Origin of the sequence: Qipengyuania sp. NPDC077563 (genome assembly GCF_044901345.1) — a bacterium.
GTDB lineage: Bacteria > Pseudomonadota > Alphaproteobacteria > Sphingomonadales > Sphingomonadaceae > Qipengyuania > Qipengyuania aestuarii.
Map to the genome: position 1 here is coordinate 42,300 of NZ_JBJDPC010000001.1, position 24,373 is coordinate 66,672.

A 24,373-nucleotide genomic window follows, 5' to 3' on the forward strand; every position below is an offset into this window, starting at 1 on the left:
TGCCGCTATCGGTATGGTTCGCCAAATCAGTTTTATTCTAAAAGACTTGTCGGAGATTATTCATGGCCAGCGCGCCGCAGCAGCCCCAATTGCCTTTGTTCTTCAACGATCTCATGCCGTTGAACAGCCGGGATCATAAGAACTATCGCTCGCGCATGATCGACAGCGCTCCGTGGCTCTCCAAAGCACATGCCATTCCGTTGACTGTTGACGAATTTGTCCAGGCTCAGCGTAATTTCCCGATCGTGTTTTCCAGCGGCGAGAACCCGCTTCCCCTCGCGCTCATGGGCCTCAACGAAGGCGTGAACACGTTCGTGGATGAAAGCGGCAAGGTGACCGAACAGGTTTATCTTCCAGCCTACATCCGCCGCTACCCGTTCATGCTGGCGAAGCTTCAGAAGGACGCGACCGAGCTTTCCTTGATGTTTGACCCCACCAGCGAAGCACTTGGCGAATTTGCTGATGGAGAGCGCCTGTTCGACGACGAAGGCAATACCACGGATGCCACCAAACGTGTTCTGGAGTTCTGCGAACATTTCGAACAAGCAGCACAGCGCACTCAGGCGTTTCTCACCGAAATCAAGGATGCCGGTCTTCTCATGGATGGCGAAGTTGCCATTCAGCGCCAGGACACTGACAAGCCGTTCGTGTATCGCGGGTTCCAGATGGTCGATCAAGAAAAGCTCCGCGAGGTCAGTGCTGAAAAGCTGGAAACCTGGAACAAGAGCGGTCTCCTCATGCTGATCCATGCCCACATCTATTCTCTCGAACTGATGCGGGTCATCTTCGCGAGGCAGATGCAGCAGGGCTCGGCTCCGCAGCCTACATCACAAGCGAACCTGCCCAACTGATTCATTGAAGTGAGCCGGTGACCCGACGTCAGATTTCCCGCCCCCGTGGCCTGCTTCGGCTATCAGGGACGCGTTCGGGTCACCGGTTATTGATTCTGCCTGCGCTGGTTCTGATCGCAGCCTGCAACCCAGCAATGGGCGGACCGGGTCGAGCGAGCGCCCCCTTGGCATCGCCCCTAAAAACATTTCAGGACAAAGAAGTCCGGCTTTATGAAATAGGGTACCGCCTGGCTTCCGCGAATGCGCCTTACTGCGAGCGGACGGAACCCACACTTGGCTTCTTGATTCACGACGCTGGAGCGTACGATGACGATAATCGGGTCAGAGAAGAGTTCGGATTGGTGGGCGATATCGGCGTCCAAGCCGTGGCCCCCTATTCTCCTGCATCCGATGCCGGCATTAAAATCAATGATACGATTATTGCGATTGACGGACAGCCAGTCGCTTCCTTTCAGCGAGATCCGGAGGAGACCTGGCGGCGGGCGCTCGACATTAGACGCAAAATATCTGCATCCGCCAGCAGTGGAAGCGTACCAGTAGAATGGTCTTCTTCAGATACGGGTGTCCAACGTGCCGATCTTGAGGTTGCGAAAGTCTGCAAGTCACAAGTGGAATTGCTATCGAAGAGTGACAGCGCGCTGGCAGATGGCACTCGTATTCTGGTGGGAGACCGATTTCCGGGTCTCGCGTATAGCGATGATGAATTGGCTGCCGTTCTGGCTCACGAAATGGCGCACAATGTTCTGAACCACATTGAATTCTTGGTTGAAAACGGCCGCTCCGGAAACCGTGGCCGTAATTCCGAACGAGATGCCGATCGCTTGATGCCTTGGCTTCTGGCGAATGCCGGGTATGACCCCGGGGCTGCTACCCGCATGATGCAAAGATACGGACCACGCCATTCGGGAGGCATTTTCCGCAGTCGTAGCCATGACGGCTGGGATGAACGCGTTTCTCTGATCCAAACTCAAGTCCAAGCAGTGAATCGGATCAGGTCGCACACCGGTGATGCGCGGGTCGATTGGCGGATCCACTTTAAGCCGCTTTTGAAGGAAATCTGATCGACGCGGTCAGAGCGGCCCCTACTTGCGATAATCCGCATGTCGTGCGGGCGGTTGATATTGAACCACGCTTTGTAGTGCTTACTTATGAAGAGCCGGGGTCGTTTTCCCCTCATGACGGGCCCGGTTGCGGCGCGATCTTTTCGCGCCACCTCCCTGAACCTTGGCTACCTCGTGCAACTGCACGAGGTAGTTTTTTATTGCGCTGCTTCGAGTCCAGGAGGGCAGCCTAGCATGATTGTTCGCTCAGCCACCTCCCGCACCATTTGGGTAAGCAGTGTTACAAGCTGATCGGCATGGCCGGTCAAATTCGCAAACTCAGCGTCAAGGTAGATTGATCGGCAGATTTCCAGTTGAAATGCCTCGATCATGCGATTGGGGTTCCCGTGCCTATCAAGAACGTAACCGCCTGCGTAGGGCCTGTTACGAACGAGAAGGCGACGCGCTTGTCGGAAGAACCGCTCAACCGAATCCGAAATCTCACCGTGGCAACTGCCTCCGAACCGATCGCCAAGGACGAATTCGATAGGTGGAAAATTGTCATGCATCCTTGGCAAAGGAGGCATTGAATGAAGATCGATCAGCGTAGCGCACCCAAACCTATCTCGCGTGCTTTTGAGCATCTCATTCAATCGGTCATGATATGGACGATGAATTTCTGCTATCCGGGTTGAGAGTTCATCCATTGCGAGTGGGGAATTCCATATCTCTTCCCTGCCCAGGCGGCGGGGGACAAGACCTAGCCCATTCCTTGCTCTCCGTCTTGCCGGGGTCGCAGGTCGCGGCTCCTCAGCCTTGCCACTTACCATTCCCCAGTCGACGTCATCTACATCCCGGTTAAGGTCGATCATGGCTCGTGGGGCATCGGCTATGAGAATTGCGGCCCCGGTTTGTTGAGCAATCGCGATCGCGAGCTTATCAACCATCCTATCTTCCAGCTTAAGTCTTGAAGGTTCAGGATCGCGCATCTTTTTGATTAGGGAGTCAGGATAAAGACGTCCGGCGTGAGGGACAGACAGAACGACCGGAATTAACGCGGCACCTACGGAAGAATAGCGGAAAGCCGGTTGGTTTACCTGCGAAATACGCCCACCAACCTCCATCGCGATTGCTTCTAAGGCATTCGTGTTCAACATAGTGCATTTCGCTCCAAAAGAGGCGGTCAAACATGACACATAGAGATTTAGGCCTCGGAATTGGAATCGTATCGCTTCCAAGACACCGTGCTGCATCAGAAGGCGGGTCAGGCTGGATCACCTTACCCACCTGAGCAGTGGTTTTTTTAAAAGGTTCGATCTAAGACGATTGCCATGGCTGATCCCAAGAATCTCATTTTGCTAGCTGAAGATGATGAGGCCATGCGCCTTTATCTGGAACGCGCGTTGGAAAATGCAGGTTTCGAAGTGGATTCAGTGGACCGGGGAACTGAAGCGGTAACTTTGCTCGAAGGCAAGATGTACGACCTGTTGCTTTCAGATATCGTAATGCCTGGCATGGACGGCATCGAACTCGCCCAGCGATGCAATAAGATCAGCCCTTCGACCAAGATCATGTTCATCACTGGATTCGCCGCGGTCAGTCTTAAAGCAAGCCGCGAACAACCCAACGCGAAGGTCTTATCCAAGCCATTTCACCTTCGCGATCTGGTGCTGGAAGTGCGACGTGTGCTGAGCGAACCAATGAGCGCGCAAATATATTGAAATTGGCCTTGCGTGCCTGTGACACTCCCGTTAAGGCGCGTCCTTACCGGCCCGGCCGGCTCATTCGATGTGTGGGCGTATAGCTCAGTGGTAGAGCACTATGTTGACATCGTAGGGGTCCCAAGTTCAATCCTTGGTACGCCCACCATCGGAATCTCCCAAGAGTTGAAGCGTTAAGTGAACTCGACATTGATCGAGCACTTTATGCGCTACTGGTGGAGGCGCACCTCAGCTACGGCGATGATGACCTTGGCCGTTAGCCATTGCATTACCCAAATGGAATTTCTTTATAAAATTTGTGTCAAAACTTGCGCTGAGCAAAAATTATATTTTTAAACAAGAGTAACGCCACCACTGGCAAACGAAAAAGGCCGGCTCCGCGACAGCGGAGCCGGCCTCAATCAATCTTTCGATAAAGCTTATGCGCTTACCGGGAAATCATCGTCATCGTCATCTGCAGCGATGATGATGCCAGCGATCACAGCAGCTGCTGCGAGAACAGCGATGATCACAGACGAACCACCAAGTTCAGCAGATTCTTCAACCGGCTGCGAGCTGCGCTGTGCGTCAGCGGCCGTAGCGACGACCGGGGTTGCAGCCATTGCGACTGCGGCAAAAGGGAGGATGAACTTTTTCATATCTACACTTACTCCTAATTGAACCCTGCTTACCCGAGGGCCTTTGGATTTGGTATGAGGCGGAATATCGGACCAATCAAATAAGTTCAACCCTATTCCGCCTATTTCGCTTCACTAACTGCGCATTAAATAACTGGCCAGTAGTGAAAATTTTCTAACAGACCGGAGATACCAAGCTGGTCAGATACGCAAACCAGCGAAAAACAGGATAGTTCCAAATGTCGCGATAAGCGAAACCACCTAGTGGAAGATCGTGGCATTTTTGCACCACCCATCTCTTTTCTCGACAGGATGGCACCAGATGATTGCATCAACACCGATATTCGAACGAGAAAAAGAAGCAGATTATTCCTGCAAAAACTTTGAAATTTGAATACTCAACACAACCGCTTGCCGAGACCTGGTAAGTGAAAAGCGTTCGACGTTAATTCCGGCCCTTGGTAGGAAGACCTACAGCCGAAGCACAACACGGCAGGGGTCAGCGCAACATTCGAGAGGTGGGGACGTAAGTCTCGCCTCCTTGCCCTGAAGGCAAGCTATGCTAAAGCGCGCACAATCCAACTTCGAACAGACAGGAAACTAATGGCCAAGATCAAGGTAGCCAACCCGGTCGTCGAACTCGACGGCGACGAAATGACGAAGATCATCTGGAAGTGGATCCGTGAACGGTTGATCCTCCCATATCTCGACATCGACCTCAAGTATTATGACCTCTCGATCGAAAAACGCGACGAGACCGACGACCAAATCACAGTCGACGCGGCCAATGCGATCAAGGAACACGGGGTCGGCGTGAAGTGCGCGACGATCACTCCTGACGAAGCGCGCGTCGAGGAATTCAGCCTCAAGAAGATGTGGCGTTCGCCCAACGGCACCATCCGCAACATCCTCGGAGGCGTGGTCTTCCGCGAACCCATCGTGATCGACAACGTGCCGCGTCTTGTACCCGGCTGGACCGACCCCATCGTCGTCGGCCGTCACGCCTTCGGTGACCAGTATCGCGCCACCGACACTCTGATTCCTGGCGCTGGCAAGCTGCGTCTCGTCTTTGAAGGCGAGAATGGCGAGAACATCGACCTCGATGTGTTCGAATTCCAGAGCCCTGGCGTCGCCATGGCGATGTACAATCTCGACGATAGTATCCGCGATTTCGCTCGCGCCAGCTTCGCTTACGGCCTCGACCGCAAGTGGCCGGTGTATCTTTCGACCAAGAACACCATCCTTAAGAAGTACGATGGCCGCTTCAAGGACCTGTTCCAGGAAGTGTTCGACGCCGAATACAAAGAGCAGTTCGAAAAGCACGGTCTCACTTACGAGCACCGTCTGATCGACGATATGGTCGCTGCCGCCCTCAAGTGGAACGGAAAATTCGTTTGGGCCTGTAAGAATTACGACGGCGACGTCCAGTCGGATATCGTTGCGCAGGGCTTCGGCAGCCTCGGCCTGATGACTTCGGTACTGATGACCCCAGATGGAAAGACTGTGGAAGCGGAAGCTGCGCACGGTACTGTCACGCGTCACTATCGCCAGCATCAAGAAGGCAAGGCAACTTCAACCAACCCGATCGCCAGTATCTTCGCTTGGACACGCGGTTTGATGTACCGCGGCAAGTTCGACAATACGCCGGACGTGGTGAAGTTCGCGGAAACACTGGAAAAGGTCTGCATCAAGACCGTCGAAAGTGGAAAGATGACGAAGGATCTCGCCCTTCTCATCGGTCCGCAGCAGAGCTGGATGACGACCGAGCAGTTCTTCGAAGCCATCGTCGAAGGCTTGGAAACGGAAATGGCAAACTGGGGCTGAAACTCCGCGGCTTCCGGGTCGTTATCCGAATAAGCCAGATCATTGGGGGTCGGCGCGCAGCCGGCCCCTTTTCGTTTGGGATCGCACAAATTTAGACGGGGTTCGAATGGCAAAGCAGCCAGCTAAAAAGCGTACAACTCGCCGCAAGGGTTCAGAAAAGTTCGGCCAGAAGCGGCTCGACATTCGCAATGCCAAGATCAAGGACATTCCGGGAATCGCGAATCTGGTCCGACGGGTCTACGAGGATATGCCTGCCTACACACACGGCGAAATCCGAGGGCAGATCAACAACTTCCGAGAAGGCTGCTTCGTCGCCCTGCTGGATGACGAGGTGGTTGGCTATTGCGCAACAATGCAGCTTGCCGAAGCGCTGGCATTCCAGGAACATGACTGGGACGAAATTACCGGCAATGGATACGGCAGCCGCCACGATCCCACCGGCGACTGGCTATATGGCTACGAAATGTGCGTCGATCCCAAGGTGCGTGGTGTTCGCATAGGGCGACGCCTCTATGAAGAACGTCGTGCGTTGGCCGAAGAAAAGGACCTGACCGGGATCGTCTTTGCTGGGCGTATGCCGAATTATCGCCGACTGCGCCGGAAGGTCGAAGGCCCGCAGGACTATCTGGACCAAGTGGTCGGCGGTAAGCTGCATGATCCCGTCCTGCGCTTCCAACTCGCCAACGGCTTCGAACCGGAACGGGTGATCGAAGGGTACTTACCCGAAGATAAAGCAAGCATGGCGAATGCTGTGATGATGGTCTGGCGCAACCCCTATGTCGAGCGCGATCAGCCAGTAAAGAAACGCCTTCCACGAGGGGTGGAGGCAGTACGCGTAGCGACCTGTCAACTGCAAGCGCGGCAAGTCGCAGACTATGACGAATTCATGCGCCACGTCACCTATTTCGTAGATGTGGCAAGCGACTACGAATCAGACTTCATCGTATTTCCCGAACTCTTCACGCTCATGCTTTTAAGTTTCGAGGAAAAAGAACTCTCTCCCGTCGAAGCAATCGAGCGCCTTTCGGAATATACGCCGCGTCTTCAGGCCGACATCTCCGAAATGGCAATGCGCTACAACATCAATATTATTGCTGGTAGCCATCCCACACGCATGGACGATGGTGACATCCACAACGTCGCCTATGTTTGCCTGCGCGACGGATCGGTGCATGCCCAAGAAAAGATCCATCCCACCCCGAACGAACGCTATTGGTGGAACATCAAGGGCGGCGACAAGGTCGAGGTCATCCAGACTGACTGTGGGCCGATTGGGGTCCAGATTTGCTACGATAGTGAGTTTCCCGAACTCTCCCGCCGCTTGGCCGACGAAGGCGCTCGCATCATTTTCGTTCCGTTCTGTACCGACAGCCGGCAAGGCTATCTTCGCGTCAGATATTGCGGTCAGGCACGGGCCATTGAGAATCAGTGCTTTGTGGTCCTCTCCGGCAATGTCGGTAATTTGCCCAATGTCGGCAACATGGACATTCAGTATGCCCAAAGCTGCATCCTGACGCCCTGCGATTTTCCTTTCGCGCGTGACGGGATCGCTGCTGAGGCCACCGAGAATGTCGAGACACTTACTATCAGCGACATCAATCTCGCCGACTTGCAGTGGGCTCGTGCAGAAGGGACCGTGCGCAACCTCGCAGATAGGCGGTTCGACCTCTATCGTATCGAATGGGATGAGGATGGAGCGCATCCTGGTAAGCCTCGCCCTCGCAGGGAGCCCCTTGGCCCCGCCGGACCGGGCGGGGGTTAACATTTGGCAGGCTTCGTGACTTCGTGACGTTGGCTGAGTAAAGCTACATCCATGGCTTCGGGCGAACTGGCATCTCCGGCACTTTCCGACGCGCTCGTCATCCTTGGCGCAGCGGGCTTGGTCATACCCGTCTTCACGCGATTCCGCATCACACCTGTGATCGGATTCATCCTCATAGGAATCCTGGTCGGACCATATGGGCTCGGCCAGTTGGTGTTTGAGCGACCGTGGCTTGAGCACATAACCATATCCGATCCAGAGGCGCTGGATATATTTGCCGAATTTGGCATCATTCTGCTGCTGTTCGCCATCGGGCTGGAATTATCGTTCAAGCGGCTCTGGCAATTGCGCAAGCTCGTATTTGGCCTTGGTGCAGCAGAACTGCTGATCGGCGGAATTTGCCTTGCCATCATCTTGTCAATGATGGGACAATATTGGATCGGCGCGCTGGCGCTTGGCTTTGCATTAGCGTTCTCCTCGACCGCAATCGTCCTGCCGATTTCGGGCAGCACCAGCCCTGTTGGCCGGGCTGCGCTGTCGATGCTTCTGTTTGAAGACATCATGATCGTGCCGATCGTCTTCATTCTTGGCGCGATGGCACCCAATGCCGCATCCGAAGGCTGGGAGGGCTTGCTTACCACGATGTGGCAGGGTGCGGCGGTGATCGCGGTAATGATGATCGCCGGTCGTTTCGCTCTACCCCGTCTGTTCGCACAGGCTGCCCGTACCAAGAGTCCCGAACTGTTTCTTGCCGCTGCCATGCTCGTGGTGATCGGCGCCAGCCTTGCGACGGCGGCCGTCGGCCTCTCGCCCATCGTGGGGGCGCTGATTGCTGGCCTGCTCATCGCCGAGACTGAATATCACAGCGAAGTCGAAAGCATCATGGAGCCGTTCAAAGGCCTCGCGCTGGGTATCTTCCTTATCACTGTCGGCATGAGCATCGACCTTGCGACCATTGCCGAACATTTCGCGCTGATCGCCACGGCAGTGGTGGGCGTGCTGACGTTCAAGGCGGTACTGACTGGCGTGCTGCTACGCCTCATGGGCGCGCGGCGCAGCACGGCGGCAGAAACCGGCATTCTGATGGCGAGCCCCTCGGAAACGACGCTGATCGTACTGGCAGCAGCCAGTTCCGCGCTGCTGATTCAGCCCGGTACGGCGCAATTCTGGCAGATCGTAACGGCGATCGGCCTCACGATAACTCCTCTTCTGGCCAGGCTTGGTCGCGTTGTCGCGCGGCGCGTCGAGCCAGCGCCCGAACTGCCACCCGAGGACGAAGGCGAGCGCAAGGTCATTATCGTCGGCGTCGGACGTGTCGGCCGACTGGTTGCGCAAATGCTTAAGGCGCATGACAAAGCCTACATAGCCATAGATTCCGACGCCGATCTTATCGAGTATGCAAAGCGCGAGGGATACCGTGCGACCTTTGGTGATGCGGCACGTGGCGATGCGCTGGAACGGCTGGGAGTGGAAGATGCTACCGCCGTAGTGCTCACCATGGACGAACCGGTGTTGGCGGAGCGTCTGGTGCGCAAGCTCCGCTCCGAATACCCTGAACTGCTGATCGTCGCGCGCGCTCGCGACATCGCTCATGCCGCCGAACTATACCGCGCCGGGGCAAGCCATGCCGTCCCCGAAGCGTTGGAGGCGACGTTGCAACTATCCGAAGCGGTGCTGGTAGATATCGGCGTACCGATGGGCCCGGTCATCGCTTCGATACACGAAAAACGCGACGAATTCCGGTTGCAGATCGAAGAAGACGGTGCGCTCGGTTACAAGCCCAAGCTACGCTCCAGCACGGCAGGCAGTTGAACGATTGCTCTTCTCGCCCGTTAATAACGCAAAGGAGAGTAAACATGAGCAACCCTGACCCAACCAAGCCGACCCCGAACGACGAGAAGTTCAAGCCGCAGAATGTTCAAGATCCGCTGAAGGACCAAGCACCAACGAACAAACGCGGCGCTCCGGGTGATACCGAAGGCTATGACATCGAGCAGGGCTCAAGCGGTGTAACGAAAAGTACGCCCAGCGCGTAAATCGTTGCGAGATGAAAACGGACGCCTGACCAGCCTCGTGCCGGTCAGGCGTTTTTTTCTGCCAGCGCCTTGCGCACGGCAGCAATTGCATCTTCTGCCTTCGCCCCGTCCGGACCACCGCCCTGCGCCATGTCGGCACGACCGCCACCGCCTTTGCCGCCCAGCGTTTCAACGCCGATGCGAACAAAATCCACTGCACTGAAGCGGTCGGTAAGATCGTCAGTGACGGCGACTGCGAAGGCACCCTTGCCCTCATTTATCGCGCAGAGCGCGGCAATGCCGGAGCCCATGCGGTTTTTTGCCTCATCCAGCAGCGGCCGTAGTTCCTTCGGATTCAAACCGTCTATCACCTGGCCGGAGAATTTGACGCCGCCAATCTCCTCTTCGGCCGAGGCTGCATCTCCCGAACCACCTCCGCTCAGTGCAAGTGCGCGTTTGGTCTCCGCCAGTTCTTTTTCGAGACGCTTGCGTTCGTCCACTAGAGCAGAAACGCGAGCTGCAGCTTCATCAGGAGAAGTCTTGAGCGCTCCGGCTATGGCACGGACTGTCTGGTCGCGGGAAAGCAGCCATTGGCGCGCCGCTTCGCCGGTCAGTGCCTCGATCCGCCGGACCCCAGAGCTTACCGCACTTTCGCTGACGATTTTGAACAGCCCGATATCACCCGTGGCCTCTACGTGCGTGCCGCCGCACAATTCTACCGAGTAATTCTTACCCTCGCCGCTTTTCCGACCCATCGAAAGCACGCGAACTTCGTCGCCGTATTTTTCGCCAAACAAGGCCAGCGCACCGGCTGCAACTGCGTCATCGGGCGTCATCAAACGAGTGCCGACGGTCTCGTTGGCGCGAATTTCCGCATTCACTTCTTTCTCGATGGCATCAATATCATCATCGCCAAGCGGCTTGGGATGCGAGAAATCGAAGCGGAAGCGATCGTCCGACACCAGCGATCCCTTCTGCGTTACATGCTCGCCCAGACGATCGCGCAGCGCCGCGTGCACCAGATGCGTTGCCGAATGGTTCGCGCGGATACGGTCGCGGCGCTCGGCATCGATTTCCAGATGGACTGCGTCGCCAACCTTTACGCTGCCGCTCACGATTGTCGCCACATGGGTATGCAGGCGGCCGAGAGGCTTGTTGGTGGTGGAAACCTTGGCTTCCAAACCCTCGGGAATCCAGATGCGACCCGCATCGCCTGTCTGGCCTCCGCTTTCGCCGTAGAAGGGCGTCTGGTTGGTCAGAATGATGACATCATCGCCCTCGCCAGCGCTATCGACTTCCTTTCCATCCTTTACCAAGGCAATCACTTCGGCCTCGCCCGTTGTCGAGCTATATCCGGTGAACTCGGTCGAACCTGCGCGCTCGGCGATGTCGAACCATACCTCCTCATTGGCCGCCTGGCCCGATCCCTTCCATGCCGCGCGGGCCGCAGCCTTCTGTTGAGCCATCGCCTGATCGAACCCAGCCTTGTCGACGCCGATGCCGCGGTTGCGCAAGGCATCCTCGGTGAGGTCGTACGGGAAACCGTAGGTATCGTAGAGCTTGAACGCTGTCTCGCCGTCCAGCGTACCGCCCTCGCCCATTTCGCCGGTCGCTTCGTCGAGAAGCTTCAGACCCTTATCGAGCGTGCGGCGGAATTGCGTTTCCTCGCGCTCCAATACTTCCTGTATGAGTGGCTGGCCACGCACAAGTTCGGGATAAGCCGCACCCATTTCGCTGACCAGTTCGGGCACGAGGCGATGCATCAGGGGCTCGCTCGCTCCCAGCAAATGCGCATGGCGCATGGCGCGGCGCATGATGCGGCGCAGCACATAGCCGCGGCCTTCATTGCTCGGAAGGACACCGTCGGCGAGCAGGAAGCTGGTCGAGCGCAGATGGTCGGCGATCACGCGGTGACTGGCGGTCTGATCACCCTCCGCCTTCACTCCCGTCAGCGCTTCACTTGCTCCAATCAGAGCTTTAAACGTGTCGGTATCGTAATTGTCGTGCACACCCTGCATGACCGCAGCGACGCGCTCGATCCCCATACCGGTATCGATGCTCGGCTTGGGCAAGTCGCCGACGATCTCGTCCGCTTCCTGCGTGAATTGCATGAAGACGAGGTTCCAGATTTCAACGAAGCGGTCGCCGTCTTCTTCGGGCGATCCCGGAGGGCCGCCCCAGATGTGATCGCCGTGGTCGTAGAAAATTTCCGAGCAGGGGCCGCACGGGCCGTCAGAGCCCATGGCCCAGAAATTGTCCTTGGTCGGGATGCGAATGATACGCTCGTCAGCAAAGCCCGTGCGCTTCTTCCACAAATCGAAGGCTTCGTCGTCCGTATGGTAGACGGTGACCAGCAAACGGTCCTTGTCGAGTCCCCATTCCTTTGTCAGCAGGGTCCAGGCATGGTCGATCGCCTGTTCCTTGAAATAGTCGCCGAAGCTGAAATTGCCGAGCATCTCGAAGAAAGTATGATGCCGCGCGGTGTAACCCACATTATCGAGGTCATTGTGCTTGCCGCCGGCGCGCACGCACTTCTGCGCGCTAGTGGCGCGTGGTGCGGGCGGCGTTTCTAGACCGGTGAAAGCATTCTTGAACGGCACCATGCCCGCATTGACGAACATGAGCGTGGGATCGCTGAACGGCACGAGCGGCGCGCTCTGCACTTCCTCATGCCCGTTCGAGCCAAAGTAGTCGAGAAAGGAGCGGCGAATTTCATTGGTCGACGTCATGCCGGGGCAATTAGGCAATCGGGGGGCAAGCGACAAGCAGCAAAAGCGCCGACTCTGGCGAGCGCTCGCCTACCAGATGAAATAGGCTCCACCTTTTTCCCGCGCCCGCTGCCAAGCCGGACGGGCATGGATCGCCTCAACGAACCGGGCCAGCTTCGGCGCTTTTTCGCCATAGCCTTGCATAACGGCGATTTCTGCCGGGAAGCTCATCATTACATCGGCGGCGCTCCACTCGTCACCGACGAAATGAAGCGAATCTGAAATCCTGTCCTCGGCGTAAGCGACGTGCGCGGACAATTGTTCGTCGATCCGCGGCATAAGGGGAGCGGCGGCTTCACCGAGACGCCCGGCATAAATTTTGAGCATGACCGGGACGAAAAAAGAACTTTCGCCGAACTGCATCCATTCCAGATGATCGATCCAGGCATCGGATGAACGGTTCGGCAGCCAGTTTTCGCCACCATGTCGCTCGCAAAGGTATTCGATGATCGCTCCGCTCTCGCTCACGCAGCGACCACGATCTTCGATTAACGGCGATTTGCCGAGCGGATGCGCGTCCTTCAATTCGGCCGGGGCGAGATTCGTCGTCGCATCGCGCTGATAGGACACGATATCGTAATCCGCGCCCAGTTCTTCCAGCAGCCACAAGATGCGCTGTGATCTGCTATTGTTGAGGTGGTGGACTGTAATCGTCACGGCGCTCTTCCTTCTCGTTCGGTTTCTTGCCCGTCTTAAGAATCTATGTGAGGTCGGACTGTCGCACCGAAACCGTCCTGAAGAAACCAGCTTCGCGCCTTCAAACCTTCGTCAGCGTCACCTGATGCACATCGATACCTCCCCCGCGGAAGCCACCCTCGCAATACATCAGATAGTATCGCCAGAGGTCGCAAAAGCGCGCATCGAAACCGGAAGGCAACTTCCCCCCGGCAATTGCAGCATCAAAATTCTCGCGCCAGATCCGAAGCGTCTCCGCGTAATCCAACCCGAAGTCGCATTGATCAGACCAGCTTAGTCCTCGCTCTTCGGCCAACCGCCGGAATTCGCTGGTTCGAATCAGAAGACCACCGGGGAAGATGTAGGCCTGGATGAAATCCGCGCTTTTCTCATATTCGTCGAACAGGTCATCTCGCATCGAGATGTACTGGATCGCGGCCTTGCCCCCGGCTTTCAAATTCCGCGCTATGCAGTCCATGTAGGTTGGCCAGTACTCGCGGCCGAGCGCCTCGACCATCTCGACGCTAACGATGGCATCGTACTGACCGGCAGTATCGCGGTAGTCTTGCTTCCGGAAATCGACTTCGCGTGAGTGGTGCTGACGCGCCCACGCCAGTTGCTCATCCGAAAGACTGATTGCAGTGACATGGCTGCCAGCCCGCTGAAAGTACGCCGCCAGAGCGCCCCAGCCACAACCGATTTCCAGCACCTTGTCGGCATCGCCGATGCGCTCGGCCAAAGCTTTCCACTTGCGCTTCTGGCCTGTTTCAAGAGCATCATCACCGACCTCGAGTGCCGAAGAATAGCTCATCGTCGGATCAAGCCAGGCCTGGTAGAAATCGTTGCCGAGGTCGTAATGAGCGGAGATGTTCTTTTGCGCCCCGACATGGGTGTTGCGATTAACGAGATGCGCCAGCTTTAACGAATGCCGGAAAGGGCCTTTGGCCCGCGCCGTGTCGCCGAGCCTTTCGGCGTGCTGCATGAAAAGCGCGAAGAGCGGAACCGGGTCCGGGCTCCACCACTCCCCAGCTTCCCACGCCTGATAAAGACCAACCGAGCCATTGGTCGCGATGCGAATGAGTGCGCGATAGCTGCGAAGTTCGAACACGCATTCGAACCCCGGCGCGCGTCCGCCAAGTACTCGCGGAGATCCATCGGGCAGAGTTCCGTGGATTGTCCCCGTGACAAGCGCGTCGTCTATACGCTGGAGCATTTTGTCAATGCCGGGCGCGAACAGCCGCGCAAGCCAACCGGGTTTACGTGCGAAGGGCTTGGCGCCTTCGATCAGGGTGCGTCCGCGTTGACTGGCCAGGGTCTCCATGCGCCGAGCCTATGCCGCGCCATCTGCGCGCCGACAAGTCCGCTACGTCTTACTTTCCCGGTAAGCCTGCAATGCACGCTCCCGGGCTTCCTTGTGGGCGATCATCTTGACCGGATAATCCCCGCGCATGTCGTCGGGAGGATCGTGTATGCAGGCGTCCTCAACCTCGGCAAGCTCCGGGACGTACTGCCTGATAAAGTCGGCAGCATCGAACTTCTCGCTCTGCGAGAGCGGAGCCATGATGCGGCTGAACATGTTGCTGTCCACTCCGGTTCCGGAGATCCATTGCCAGTTCACGCCATTGTTCGCGTAGTCGGCATCCACGAGCCATTCCCAATACCACTGTTCGCCAAATCGCCAGTCGATCAGCAGATGCTTCACAAGGAAGCTGGCGCAGATCATCCGGACGCGATTGTGGATCCATCCTGTCTGCCACAGTTGCCGCATGCCGGCATCGACAATGGGATAGCCGGTCATGCCTTTCTGCCAACAGCGCAGATCATCCTTTATCAGATGCCCGGCGTTGGGATTTCGCCATAAGGTGCGTTCGTCGTAGTCGCGGTAACTTTCGCGAGGGTAGGCCGGGAACTGGTCGATGACGTTCTGCGCGTAGTCACGCCAGATGATTTCCTTCGCAAAGGTCTTCCACCCGTCGCTGCGCTTGTCCTTGAGTTTATGCCAGACCTGCGCCGGGCTGATTTCGCCCCAATGGAGGTGCGGCGACAGGCGTGAGGTCGTGTCCTGTGAGGGCAAATTTCGCCCGTCGTCATAATCGGCAACCTCATCGGCCCACCAGTCGAGCCGTTCGTGCGCGGCATACTCGCCGAAATCCCAGAAGTCGCGAATGCCGCCCGCCCAGTCGGGCGAGGTCGGAAGCAGGCCCCACTCTTCCAGTTCATCGCTTTCCGGCCAGCTTTCCGGCGATGAGATGTGGTCCGGTTCCTCCAGCGTATCGCGCGGCGGCATCACTTCCAGCATCGCCTTGGAGAACGGCGTATAAATTTTGTAGGGATCGCCCGAGCCGGTCGTTACCGAGCCGGGCGGCAGCAGGTAGTTTCCGTCGTAGAGACACAGTTTGCGCTCGGCGCCCAAGGCATCGCGCAGTTCGTCTTCGGCTTCCTTCCACCACGGCTCGTAGTGGCGCATCGCATGGATACAGGACGCCCCGGTTTGATCGGCAATGGCAGCGAGCACCTGCGGCGCATCGCCCTTTCGCAGGATGATGCGCGAGTGCCTGCTGCCGAAGGATTTTCCCAGGCTCTCGAGCGAGTAATGAAGCCAAACCTTGGACGCGGCGCCGATCGCGTGATCACCGCCGCGGTCCTCGTCGAAAACGAACACGGGGATTACCGGACCTGCCTGTGCGGCGGCATGCAAAGCGGGGTGATCGGCCATGCGCAAATCGCGCCTGAGCCAGACGATCTGGGGAGAACTCATGACAGCGGAACGGAAGCGCGCGGGTGGTGGTTCCACACGGCATGACCAAGGCCGTGTCCACACCCGAAGCTCCGCTGCCGCCGGAGCATATCGTGCTGCCCGAACGAGGCTTCACGATCGATCGCTCCAAGGCCATCGCCGCGGCGGCGATCTGCTGGGCCGGCTTCGCTATTCTCGTCTACGCCGTGACCCACGGAATGACTGCCGATTTCGATGCCCGGGGCCTCCTGTCCTTTCGCACCGGCGAGGCGCTGGGGCCGAAAGGGCCGGAGATCCTGTTCGAAAGCGTGCGCGATGTCACCGCGCTGGGCGGCGTCTTTCTCCGCAACCTCTTTGCGCTGGCGGCGGTGGTGGCGCTCCTGTTCCTGAAACTGCGGCGGGAAGCCATCCTCTATGCGGCAACGGTGGTTAGCGGATGGCTCGTCAACACCGGCATGAAGCTGCTCATAGGTCGCGACCGGCCGCAAATCGTGCCGCATCTGACAGAGGCGGGCGGCGAGAGCTTTCCGTCCGGCCACAGCTTTTCCGCAGCGGTCGTCTATATCGGCATGGCGCTGGCCTTTGCCGCGCTGTCCTGGAGGCAGTCGGTCCGCCTGACCGTCATCGGCTTCGCCATGGCGCTGTCCGCCATGGTCGCCTGGAGCCGCGTGATGCTTGGCGTCCACTTCCCGAGCGATGTTGTCGCGGGCTGGCTCGGCGGGGCCGGCTGGGCCTTTCTCGCAGCGGCACTGGTCTATGCACCCGCAAAGGCTGCTGCCGATCACGGGGCAAAAAAGAGTCCCGAGCCGGATCGACCCTAGCGGAAGAACTCGGTGCAGGTCTGCGGTGGTAAGCGGACCGAGAAGCGGTCGCCCGCCCGAGGATCGACGAAGCGCGCGTCGCGAAGCCAGAGCTGACCTCCATCGCGCCTTTCGACGAAAGGAGCCCGCGACCAGAACAGGAACGCCCTCACCTGCGGATCGGCCCGCGCCGCTCCCTGCAGATCGCACGAGGGGAGAAAAGCGTCTCCCAGATATTCCACCTTTCCTGTCGCCTGCTTGCGAAATCCGGGGATGATGCCATGCCGCCCGTCACGGTCGACGAAGATGACATCGCGCGCACGCGGATCGAAGGCGACCGGCGCGGCGATGGTTTCGCTGACCGCCATGTTGAGGGAATCCATACGCTCGACGTCTCGCGTGACCAGCCAGTTCGCGCCGATGTAGGCTAGCGCAGCGCCTAGCCCGAGCCATGCAGGCCGTGTCCACGCCCCTCCCCGTTTTTCGCGGCGCAGCGATAGCCACACTGAGCTGCCCAAGATCGCCCAAAGCCACACATCGATGATGAACAGCGTATCGCCATAGAACCAGCGATGGCTGAACGGTTCGAGCAGGCGAATGCCGTAGGTATTCAACCAGTCGAACGCCGGGTGCGTCAGACAGCCGATGAGGCTGAGCACGTAGAGCCACGCGAAACTGACCGGTCGCCGCGTCTCGGGCCGCTTGCCACGCCGGGCCTGCCAAAGATCGAAACCCCACAGCAGCCCGGCGAGGATCAGCGGCAGCAACGCCATGGCCGGTGGGCCATGGGTGATACCCCGGCGGAAGCCGAGGTGCTCCACCCCGTCGAGCCAGAAAAAACAGGTCGCATCCACATCGGGTAGATTGGCGCCGATTATCAGCGCGGGCATCGCCAGCCCGGTTTTCTTCTTGAGTCCCGCCTGACCGATCACGGCCCCTACCAGGCTGTGCGTCAGATTATCCATCGGCGTTCAGATTCGAGAGGGTTTTGCTGACCCAAGTTGACACAGTTGACACAGTCCTGGGGTTGCAAACCGTGCTGCCCGATCGGGCGACAGAAACGCTGCTCTGACGAGCATTTGCGAAAGAAAAAGGTGTGGGCCGATCCATTGTCAACGGGCGTAACGCGCGCTGGCAATGTAGGAAAGCGATTTGGTTCGCGCCGTCAATGTACGGCGCGAACCAGCAATCTCAGATCGGATCCTGCGCCGTTCCGCTGACCGTCCAGGTCTGCCCCTTGCCAAGCAGCTTGGCGAGATTGGCTTCCTTGCCCTCGCTCGCCATCTTGCGCTCTGCGATGACAGCGTCTTCGAAGGTCGGAGTAGGATCGTCGTAAAGCACGCCGAGCGCCATGGGGAACGGGCCGAAGGGCATTTCCACCAGCATATGGGCAATCGAGCGATTGGTGACATCGTGCACGATCACCCCCGCAGCTGCCCAATCGCCATCGACCACGTCGACGACTTCGAGGCTAAGCGTGTCGCGGTTGAGCGTGATGCCCTTGCTGTCCTTGGCGAACAGCATCGGCTTGCCGTTTTCGAGCCAGAGCTGGCGATCCTCGGCACCCTTGGGCGCAGCGAAATCGTCGAACACATCCTTGTTGTAGACGATGCAGTTCTGGAAAATCTCGATGAAGGCTGCGCCCTTGTGGGCATGCGCGGCCTTGAGCACTTCGGGCAGGTTCTTCGAAACGTCGAAACCGCGGCCGACGAAGCGCGCGCCTGCGCCCAGCGCAAAAGCTGCCGGGCGGGCCGGGTGATCGTAACTACCGATCGGCGTGGAAGGCGATTTGGTACCTTCGCGGCTGGTCGGCGAAGCCTGACCCTTGGTGAGGCCGTAGATCTCGTTGTTGAACAGCATGATCTGCATGTTCACGTTGCGGCGCAGCACATGCATCAAATGGTTGCCGCCGATGGAAAGCCCGTCGCCGTCACCCGTCACCAGCCAGACGTCGAGTTCGGGATTGGCGAGCTTCGCACCCGTCGCAAAGGCCGGCGCGCGGCCGTGGATCGTGTGGAAGCCGTAAGTTTCCATGTAATATGGAAAACGGCTTGAACAGCCGATGCCGCTGATGAAGACGGTCTTCGCGGGATCGCAGCCAAGTTGCGGCAGCGTGCGCTGAACGGCCTTGAGGATGGCATAGTCCCCGCAACCCGGGCACCAGCGAACTTCCTGGTCGGTTTCCCAGTCCTTGAGCGTGGTTTCGATCTTAACGGGTGCGTTCATTAATCGTTCTCCGCAATCGGGCTGGGAAGCTGCTGGTCATTGACCGCAACCTCGCCGCCTTCATTGCCTTCGATGCCGTCAAAATATTTCGCGATCTCGCGCTCTAGCTCGGCGATCTGGAATGGCTGGCCGCTGGTCTTGGTCAGCGGCTGCGCATCGACGAGGAACTGGTCGCGCAGGACGGTCTTGAACTGGCCGGTGTTCATTTCCGGCACCAGCACCTTGTCGAAGCCCTTGAGCAGCTCGCCCAGATTCTTCGGCATGGGCCAGATGTGGCGCACGTGGATGTGGCTGACCGAGCAACCCTTGGCGATGCTGCGGCGCACGGCCTGGTGGATCGGACCATAAGTGCTGCCCCAGCCCACGACGGCGAGCGTGCCGCTGTCTTCGCCCAGCGCCACTTCCTGATCGGGCACGGCGATATTCTCGACCTTCGCCTTACGCAGGTCGGTCATGCGCTGGTGGTTATCGGGCGAATAGTCGATGTTGCCCGTTTCCTCGTGCTTCTCGATGCCGCCGATGCGGTGCATCATGCCGGGCGTGCCGGGTTTGATCCAGGGGCGCGCGCCCTTCTCGTCGCGCTTGTAGGGCAGCAGTTCCTCGCCGCGCGGTTCGGTGAGGAATTGCGCGGGAAACGGCTCGAAACCGGCCGGGTCCGGCACCTTCCACGGCTCGGCGGCATTGGCGATATAGCCATCGGTCAGCAGCATGACCGGGGTCATGTATTCGACCGCGATGCGGCAGGCCTCGATCGCCACTTCGAACGCATCGGAGGGGCTGCGCGCGGCAATCACCGGCATGGGCGCATCGCCGTTGCGGCCGTAGACCGCCTGATAGAGGTCGCTCTGCTCGGTCTTGGTCGGCAAGCCGGTCGAGGGACCGCCGCGCTGCGAGTTCACGATCACCAGCGGCAGTTCCGTCATGATGCCAAGGCCGATCGCTTCGGTCTTGAGCGCGATGCCCGGACCGGAGGACGAGGTGACGCCCAGTTGCCCGGCCCAGCTTGCGCCGATGGCGGCACACACGGCGGCGATCTCGTCTTCCGCCTGGAAGGTCGTGACACCGAATTCCTTCAACCGCGCGAGGTGGTGCAGAATGGCCGAGGCGGGGGTGATGGGATAGCCACCGAAGAACATCGGCAGTTCGGCTAGCTGCGCACCCGCGACAAGACCGAGCGACACGGCTTCCGCGCCGGTAATGGTGCGATAGAGACCCGGTTCGCTTTGCACCGGAGGCATGGTCAGCTGCTTGACCGGGCCGGCCAGCTCCGCCGTCTCGCCATAGGCATGCCCTGCATCGAGCGCGGCGATATTGGCGTCGGCGATATCGGGCTTTGATTTGAACTTGGCTTTCAGCCATTCATGGATCGGCTCGCGCGGACGGTCGAACATCCACAGCGCGAGGCCCAGCGTCCACATGTTCTTGGACCTGAGCGCATCCTTGTTGCCGAGGCCGAAGGGCTTGACCGCCTCGATCGTCTTCTCGCTGATGTCGAAAGCCAGCACGTCGAACTTCGCAAGGCTGCCGTCTTCAAGCGGGTTGGCTTCATAATGCGCCTTGTCGAGGTTGCGTTTAGTGAAGGCGCCGGTGTCCGCGATGATCAGGCCGCCGGGCTTCAGCGCGGCAAGGTTCACCTTCAGCGCTGCCGGGTTCATCGCCACCAGCACGTCGGGCGCATCACCTGCAGTGTTGATGGCGCGGCTCCCGAAATTGATCTGGAACGCCGAGACGCCGAACAGCGTGCCCTGCGGCGCGCGAATTTCCGCGGGAAAATCCGGGAAGGTCGCGAGATCGTTTCCGGCGAGCGCGGTCGACAGCGTGAACTGCCCTCCGGTCAGCTGCATGCCGTCACCCGAGTCGCCGGCGAAACGCACGACGATGGCATCGGGGCTTGCGGGGAGGCCGTCTTGCGGCGCGGTGGCGGCTGTTGCCATCCGTTCAAATTCCTTGTCGCGCGCCACGCGATGGGCGCAATGTCATCGGGAGCGCCACCTAGGAGGCACGCCCTGCTCTCGCAATGAAGTTTCTCTGCTAGCGGGAAAAAGGCAGGTGGAAAAGCTTTGCCGAGTGGCTAAGTCCCTTTTCGCAACTCAAGGAGAGACCCATGCCCGACACGGAACATTTCGTACGCGACGATGTTCGCACCTTCCTCGCCATGCTGCAGGCGATGGACGCAAAGGGCGTGGAAGCCGTGGGCGCGGTCGAAGGCCGCAAGCAGATGCGCGCCATGGGCGGGCTTGCCGAAGCGCCGCCGCGCGATGTTGCGGTGATAAAGGATCTGACCTGCCCCGGGCCGGCAGGCGACATACCGCTGCGTTTTTACGACACGCGCGAAAGCCGCGATCCCGGTCCCTGCGTGCTGTTCCTTCACGGCGGCGGCTTCGTGATCGGCGATCTGGAAGTCTACAATTCGCTGTGTACCGAGATTGCATTCCAGCTCGACCTGCCGGTGGTGTCGGTAGATTACCGTCTGGCGCCCGAACACCCCTTCCCCGCCGCCCCCGACGATTGCGAGGCCGCCGCGCGCTGGCTCGCCTCCTCGCCCGAAGCACTTGGACGGGACATCACGGGCCTTGTCATCACGGGCGACAGTGCAGGCGGCAATCTCACCATTGTGACGACGAACCAGTTGGTCCGCCGACCGGCCAAGGTCCCGGTCATCGTGCAGGCGCCGATCTATCCGGTTGCCAGCGACATCGCGGACCACCGGTCATTTGCCGATTTCGCCGAGGGTTATCTGCTGACCGGCGCGACGATGAGCTGGTTCACGCGGCAATATGCGGCCGATCCCGCAGATCCGCGCAACATCCCGATGGTGGGCGATTGCTCCGACACGCCGCCGACTGTCCTGTGTACGGCGGGCCTCGATCCCTTGCGCGATTCCGGGCGCGAGTATGCCGCACATCTCGTGCAGCAGGGGACAGAGGTGGTCTATCTCGAATTCCCCGGTATAATTCATGGTTTCACGACATTGCGGAAAGCGATTCCGAGCGGCCAGCAGGACCTCGACGCCTTTCTCGATGCCGTTCATCTGATGGTGGAGCGTTACAAGTGAGCGAACTCGGTTACCGGCCCTGCGTCGGCGTAATGCTGGTAAATAGCGAAGGGCGCGTTTTCGTCGGCCGCCGGATCGACAATAAAGAAGGCGATTGGTGGCAGATGCCCCAGGGCGGCGTCGATGAAGGCGAAGATCTGAAGGAAGCGGCGCTGCGTGAACTGGCCGAGGAAACCGGGGCGCAGGCAGCGCATGTGTCGCTGATCCGTCAGACCGAGGAGCCCATTCGGTACGATTTGCCCGAGGAACTGATCGGCAAGCTGTGGGGCGGGAAATATCGCGGACAGGAGCAGGTTTGGTTCCTGGCGCGGTTCTCCGGCACCGATGACGATATCGACCTTCAGGCACACGATCCGGCCGAGTTCTGCGACTGGAAATGGGTCGATGCGGAGCAGCTGCCCGACCTGATAGTTCCCTTCAAGAAACGGGTCTACCGCTCTGTTCTGGAAGAGTTTCGTGCGCTGATCTGATTAAAGCACGCGCCGCTTCGCATGCGCAACGCTGAGGACCGGTTTCAGCTTAGCGCGTTGTAGCAGCGATCAGTTCTGCTGCGGCTGAGGTTCGATATTCGCCTCTGCAGTCAGAACCTGCGTATGCGGACCGGCGGCAATGGCAGCGGCAAGCTCACGCGTTTGGGGGCAATTTTCACCACAGAGAGACTGGACTTTCGCCAGGTTGAGGCGTGCCTTCTCCAGCGCGCCCTTTTCCGCCATCGCCGCACCTTCGCCCGAAATGGCGGCGAGGTTGCCCGGATCGCGGTCCAGCGCCTCGCGATAGTAACGGATCGCCTTGCCCTGCAATTCGTCCGCCCGCGCCGCTTCGCCCAGATGGAGGAAGATAGGCGTATATCCCGGATCCACGGCAAGCGCGGCTTCGAAGGCATCGATGGCACCTTGCGTGTCACCGGCGTTAAGAGCTGCTTCACCCTGAGCGATAAGCATTCCGGCCCGCGGGTCTGGGTCGCGCATTTGCCCGTAGCTAACGCTGGCAGTCATGGCGAAGGCCAGTGACAGGGCGGCGGCGGCGGGGGCAAAACGCATTATGGTCTCCGTCAGCGATCTGTGCGCGGGGGGAATGGTGCTAACCATAATCCCGGAACTATCATGGTCGAGCTGCACAGGCGATGAAAAATCCATCCGTGCCTTCACGGTACGGTGATAACCGGATGCCGTTCCCGCGTGCTCGGCCAGCGGGGAGCGAAAGCTCGTGCTGTCTGAAGCGCTGCGCCCTCTGGAGGAAGGCTGCAAACTGGTCCGCACCCTCTTCATCGAGCAGGGAGCAGGTGACATAAATCAACCGGCCACCAGGCTTCACCAGACGGGCGGCGAGGTCGAGCAGGTCGGCCTGCAGGGCCGTCAGCCGCGCAAGCTCCTGCTCGTCCAACCGCCACCGCGCCTCCGGATTGCGCCGCCATGTGCCGGTGCCGGAACATGGCGCATCCACCATGACCGCATCCGCCTGGCCTTCGAGGTCCCCCAAGGCTTCGAACTCGCGCTTGGGGTCGAGTAGCCGCGTCTCGATGATGCTGGCCCCTGCCCGCTCGGCGCGGGGCTGCAAACGTGAAAGACGCCCGCGGTCGGTGTCCGACCCGATCAGGTGGCCAAGGTTGTCCATCGCCGCTGCCAGCGCGAGGGTCTTGCCCCCTCCCCCGGCGCAGAGATCGATGATGGTTTCGCCGGGCTGTGCTCCAACCGCAAGACAGGCGAGCTGCGAGCCTGTGTCCTGAACCTCCAGCTTGCCATCGCGCCATTCAGGCCATTGCTCTACCTGCGTACCCGCTTCGATGCGCAGGCCGTGGGGAGCAGCTGTCTGCTCGCCCGATAGCGGGAGCGAAAGCGTGGCGCGCTCTGCCTTGAGAGTGTTGACCCGCAGATCGAGCGGTGCGCGCTCAAGTAAGGCTTCGGCTTCGTCAGCCGCAATGTCTGACGCCGCAAGGCGGCGGGTAAGCCAATCCGGGGCAACACCGCCCTGCGCAGCGACTTCGCCTTCAGCAAGGGGCGCCGGGCCGTAATTGGACCCGTCGAAAAGCGGCGCCAGGCTGTCGTCCGTCTGGGCCAGCCGCAGCATCGCTGCACGGCCACTGTCCGGAACAGGCCCGCAGGCGCGGATGGCCGAATACACCAGTTCGCGGATGGCGCGCCGGTCCTTGGATCCTGCAAAGCGATTGCCACGAAACCAATCGGCCAGAATCCGGTCGGCAGGCGCACCTTTCGAGCGCGCGGCGTCTATGATCGTGTCGAGCAGCTCTATCGAGGTCTGGACACGGGCAGCGGGGGTCATGC

Annotated in this window: 21 protein-coding genes and 1 tRNA gene; 11 read left to right on the forward strand and 11 right to left on the reverse strand. The window is 59.3% G+C overall.

The genetic code is table 11. The features are described from left to right. The first annotated feature begins 62 nt into the window (after positions 1–62). Both ACI2I1_RS00225 and ACI2I1_RS00230 read left to right on the forward strand, forming a co-directional pair. Complete coding sequence (locus ACI2I1_RS00225) at positions 63–851, forward strand: SapC family protein (protein ID WP_404677438.1); 789 nt, start codon at positions 63–65, stop codon at positions 849–851. A gap of 89 nt (positions 852–940) precedes the next feature. Further along, complete coding sequence (locus ACI2I1_RS00230) at positions 941–1,912, forward strand: PDZ domain-containing protein (RefSeq protein WP_404677439.1); 972 nt, start codon at positions 941–943, stop codon at positions 1,910–1,912. A gap of 197 nt (positions 1,913–2,109) precedes the next feature. On the opposite strand, the gene ACI2I1_RS00235 is transcribed toward ACI2I1_RS00230, so the two are convergent. Further along, positions 2,110–3,048: an N-formylglutamate amidohydrolase gene (locus tag ACI2I1_RS00235; RefSeq protein WP_404677440.1), complete on the reverse strand. Its 939-nt coding sequence runs from the start codon at positions 3,046–3,048 to the stop codon at positions 2,110–2,112. 174 nt (positions 3,049–3,222) lie between these two features. On the opposite strand from ACI2I1_RS00235, the gene ACI2I1_RS00240 reads away from it, so the two are divergent. Then, positions 3,223–3,612: a response regulator gene (locus tag ACI2I1_RS00240; protein WP_221541461.1), complete on the forward strand. Its 390-nt coding sequence runs from the start codon at positions 3,223–3,225 to the stop codon at positions 3,610–3,612. Between the two features lie 73 nt (positions 3,613–3,685). After that, positions 3,686–3,760: transfer RNA gene (locus ACI2I1_RS00245), tRNA-Val, on the forward strand. Between the two features lie 271 nt (positions 3,761–4,031). On the opposite strand, the gene ACI2I1_RS00250 is transcribed toward ACI2I1_RS00245, so the two are convergent. Next, positions 4,032–4,250, reverse strand: coding sequence for a hypothetical protein (locus ACI2I1_RS00250; protein ID WP_404677441.1), 219 nt, complete (start codon positions 4,248–4,250; stop codon positions 4,032–4,034). 582 nt (positions 4,251–4,832) lie between these two features. On the opposite strand from ACI2I1_RS00250, the gene ACI2I1_RS00255 reads away from it, so the two are divergent. The 4 genes from ACI2I1_RS00255 to ACI2I1_RS00270 all read left to right on the forward strand — a co-directional run bounded on the left by ACI2I1_RS00255 (position 4,833) and on the right by ACI2I1_RS00270 (position 9,851). Next, a complete protein-coding gene (locus ACI2I1_RS00255; RefSeq protein ID WP_404677442.1) occupies positions 4,833–6,053 on the forward strand; it encodes an NADP-dependent isocitrate dehydrogenase in 1,221 nt (406 codons plus the stop codon). Positions 6,054–6,159: 106 nt separating this feature from the next. Beyond that, positions 6,160–7,815 carry a GNAT family N-acetyltransferase gene (locus tag ACI2I1_RS00260; protein WP_404677443.1) on the forward strand — a complete coding sequence of 552 codons (1,656 nt, stop codon included), beginning with the start codon at positions 6,160–6,162 and terminating at the stop codon, positions 7,813–7,815. A gap of 51 nt (positions 7,816–7,866) precedes the next feature. Further along, a complete protein-coding gene (locus tag ACI2I1_RS00265) occupies positions 7,867–9,627 on the forward strand; it encodes a cation:proton antiporter (protein WP_224811688.1) in 1,761 nt (586 codons plus the stop codon). Positions 9,628–9,671: 44 nt separating this feature from the next. Continuing rightward, entirely contained in the window at positions 9,672–9,851 is a 180-nt protein-coding gene (locus ACI2I1_RS00270) for a hypothetical protein (RefSeq protein ID WP_224811689.1), read from the forward strand. Positions 9,852–9,895: 44 nt separating this feature from the next. Here the strand turns inward: ACI2I1_RS00270 and alaS are convergent, their stop codons facing one another. The 4 genes from alaS to ACI2I1_RS00290 all read right to left on the reverse strand — a co-directional run bounded on the left by alaS (position 9,896) and on the right by ACI2I1_RS00290 (position 16,031). Continuing rightward, positions 9,896–12,559 carry an alanine--tRNA ligase gene (gene alaS, locus ACI2I1_RS00275; protein WP_404677444.1) on the reverse strand — a complete coding sequence of 888 codons (2,664 nt, stop codon included), beginning with the start codon at positions 12,557–12,559 and terminating at the stop codon, positions 9,896–9,898. Between the two features lie 69 nt (positions 12,560–12,628). Then, entirely contained in the window at positions 12,629–13,255 is a 627-nt protein-coding gene (locus tag ACI2I1_RS00280; protein ID WP_404677445.1) for a glutathione S-transferase family protein, read from the reverse strand. A 100-nt stretch (positions 13,256–13,355) separates the two neighbouring features. Then, a complete protein-coding gene (locus ACI2I1_RS00285; protein WP_404677446.1) occupies positions 13,356–14,594 on the reverse strand; it encodes a class I SAM-dependent methyltransferase in 1,239 nt (412 codons plus the stop codon). 42 nt (positions 14,595–14,636) lie between these two features. Continuing rightward, a complete protein-coding gene (locus tag ACI2I1_RS00290) occupies positions 14,637–16,031 on the reverse strand; it encodes a cryptochrome/photolyase family protein (protein ID WP_404677447.1) in 1,395 nt (464 codons plus the stop codon). A 23-nt stretch (positions 16,032–16,054) separates the two neighbouring features. On the opposite strand from ACI2I1_RS00290, the gene ACI2I1_RS00295 reads away from it, so the two are divergent. Further along, entirely contained in the window at positions 16,055–16,831 is a 777-nt protein-coding gene (locus tag ACI2I1_RS00295; protein WP_404677448.1) for a phosphatase PAP2 family protein, read from the forward strand. On the opposite strand, the gene ACI2I1_RS00300 is transcribed toward ACI2I1_RS00295, so the two are convergent. The 3 genes from ACI2I1_RS00300 to ACI2I1_RS00310 form a co-directional block, all read right to left on the reverse strand. Continuing rightward, positions 16,828–17,775 (reverse strand): metal-dependent hydrolase, encoded by a 948-nt coding sequence (locus ACI2I1_RS00300; protein ID WP_404677449.1) that lies wholly within the window; start codon positions 17,773–17,775, stop codon positions 16,828–16,830. The genes ACI2I1_RS00295 and ACI2I1_RS00300 overlap by 4 nt on opposite strands. Positions 17,776–18,001: 226 nt before the next feature. Beyond that, entirely contained in the window at positions 18,002–19,036 is a 1,035-nt protein-coding gene (locus tag ACI2I1_RS00305; RefSeq protein ID WP_404677450.1) for a 2-oxoacid:ferredoxin oxidoreductase subunit beta, read from the reverse strand. Next, entirely contained in the window at positions 19,036–20,970 is a 1,935-nt protein-coding gene (locus ACI2I1_RS00310; RefSeq protein WP_404677451.1) for a 2-oxoacid:acceptor oxidoreductase subunit alpha, read from the reverse strand. Before ACI2I1_RS00310 ends, ACI2I1_RS00305 begins: the two co-directional genes overlap by 1 nt. A 170-nt stretch (positions 20,971–21,140) precedes the next feature. Between ACI2I1_RS00310 and ACI2I1_RS00315 the strand changes: the two genes are divergently transcribed. Further along, positions 21,141–22,091: an alpha/beta hydrolase gene (locus tag ACI2I1_RS00315; RefSeq protein WP_404677452.1), complete on the forward strand. Its 951-nt coding sequence runs from the start codon at positions 21,141–21,143 to the stop codon at positions 22,089–22,091. Continuing rightward, positions 22,088–22,561 carry an RNA pyrophosphohydrolase gene (locus tag ACI2I1_RS00320; RefSeq protein ID WP_404677453.1) on the forward strand — a complete coding sequence of 158 codons (474 nt, stop codon included), beginning with the start codon at positions 22,088–22,090 and terminating at the stop codon, positions 22,559–22,561. The genes ACI2I1_RS00315 and ACI2I1_RS00320 overlap by 4 nt, the downstream gene beginning before the upstream one ends. A gap of 69 nt (positions 22,562–22,630) precedes the next feature. Here ACI2I1_RS00320 and ACI2I1_RS00325 read toward each other — a convergent pair whose 3' ends face one another. Together ACI2I1_RS00325 and ACI2I1_RS00330 are read right to left on the reverse strand one after the other, a co-directional pair. After that, complete coding sequence (locus tag ACI2I1_RS00325) at positions 22,631–23,131, reverse strand: tetratricopeptide repeat protein (RefSeq protein ID WP_404677454.1); 501 nt, start codon at positions 23,129–23,131, stop codon at positions 22,631–22,633. Between the two features lie 61 nt (positions 23,132–23,192). Next, on the reverse strand, positions 23,193–24,371 hold the full coding sequence (locus ACI2I1_RS00330; RefSeq protein WP_404677455.1) for an RsmB/NOP family class I SAM-dependent RNA methyltransferase: 1,179 nt from the start codon (positions 24,369–24,371) through the stop codon (positions 23,193–23,195). Between the last annotated feature and the right edge of the window lie 2 nt (positions 24,372–24,373).

Excerpts from the sequence above, each read along its gene's own strand:
- ACI2I1_RS00225 (WP_404677438.1), top strand. The coding sequence starts at position 63 with ATGGCCAGCGCGCCGCAGCAGCCCCAATTGCCTTTGTTCTTCAACGAT.
- ACI2I1_RS00235 (WP_404677440.1), bottom strand. The coding sequence starts at position 3,048 with ATGTTGAACACGAATGCCTTAGAAGCAATCGCGATGGAGGTTGGTGGG.
- ACI2I1_RS00240 (WP_221541461.1), top strand. The coding sequence starts at position 3,223 with ATGGCTGATCCCAAGAATCTCATTTTGCTAGCTGAAGATGATGAGGCC.
- ACI2I1_RS00250 (WP_404677441.1), bottom strand. The coding sequence starts at position 4,250 with ATGAAAAAGTTCATCCTCCCTTTTGCCGCAGTCGCAATGGCTGCAACC.
- ACI2I1_RS00255 (WP_404677442.1), top strand. The coding sequence starts at position 4,833 with ATGGCCAAGATCAAGGTAGCCAACCCGGTCGTCGAACTCGACGGCGAC.
- ACI2I1_RS00260 (WP_404677443.1), top strand. The coding sequence starts at position 6,160 with ATGGCAAAGCAGCCAGCTAAAAAGCGTACAACTCGCCGCAAGGGTTCA.
- ACI2I1_RS00265 (WP_224811688.1), top strand. The coding sequence starts at position 7,867 with ATGGCTTCGGGCGAACTGGCATCTCCGGCACTTTCCGACGCGCTCGTC.
- ACI2I1_RS00270 (WP_224811689.1), top strand. The coding sequence starts at position 9,672 with ATGAGCAACCCTGACCCAACCAAGCCGACCCCGAACGACGAGAAGTTC.
- alaS (WP_404677444.1), bottom strand. The coding sequence starts at position 12,559 with ATGACGTCGACCAATGAAATTCGCCGCTCCTTTCTCGACTACTTTGGC.
- ACI2I1_RS00285 (WP_404677446.1), bottom strand. The coding sequence starts at position 14,594 with ATGGAGACCCTGGCCAGTCAACGCGGACGCACCCTGATCGAAGGCGCC.
- ACI2I1_RS00290 (WP_404677447.1), bottom strand. The coding sequence starts at position 16,031 with ATGAGTTCTCCCCAGATCGTCTGGCTCAGGCGCGATTTGCGCATGGCC.
- ACI2I1_RS00300 (WP_404677449.1), bottom strand. The coding sequence starts at position 17,775 with ATGGATAATCTGACGCACAGCCTGGTAGGGGCCGTGATCGGTCAGGCG.
- ACI2I1_RS00305 (WP_404677450.1), bottom strand. The coding sequence starts at position 19,036 with ATGAACGCACCCGTTAAGATCGAAACCACGCTCAAGGACTGGGAAACC.
- ACI2I1_RS00310 (WP_404677451.1), bottom strand. The coding sequence starts at position 20,970 with ATGGCAACAGCCGCCACCGCGCCGCAAGACGGCCTCCCCGCAAGCCCC.
- ACI2I1_RS00315 (WP_404677452.1), top strand. The coding sequence starts at position 21,141 with ATGCCCGACACGGAACATTTCGTACGCGACGATGTTCGCACCTTCCTC.
- ACI2I1_RS00325 (WP_404677454.1), bottom strand. The coding sequence starts at position 23,131 with ATGCGTTTTGCCCCCGCCGCCGCCGCCCTGTCACTGGCCTTCGCCATG.
- ACI2I1_RS00330 (WP_404677455.1), bottom strand. The coding sequence starts at position 24,371 with ATGACCCCCGCTGCCCGTGTCCAGACCTCGATAGAGCTGCTCGACACG.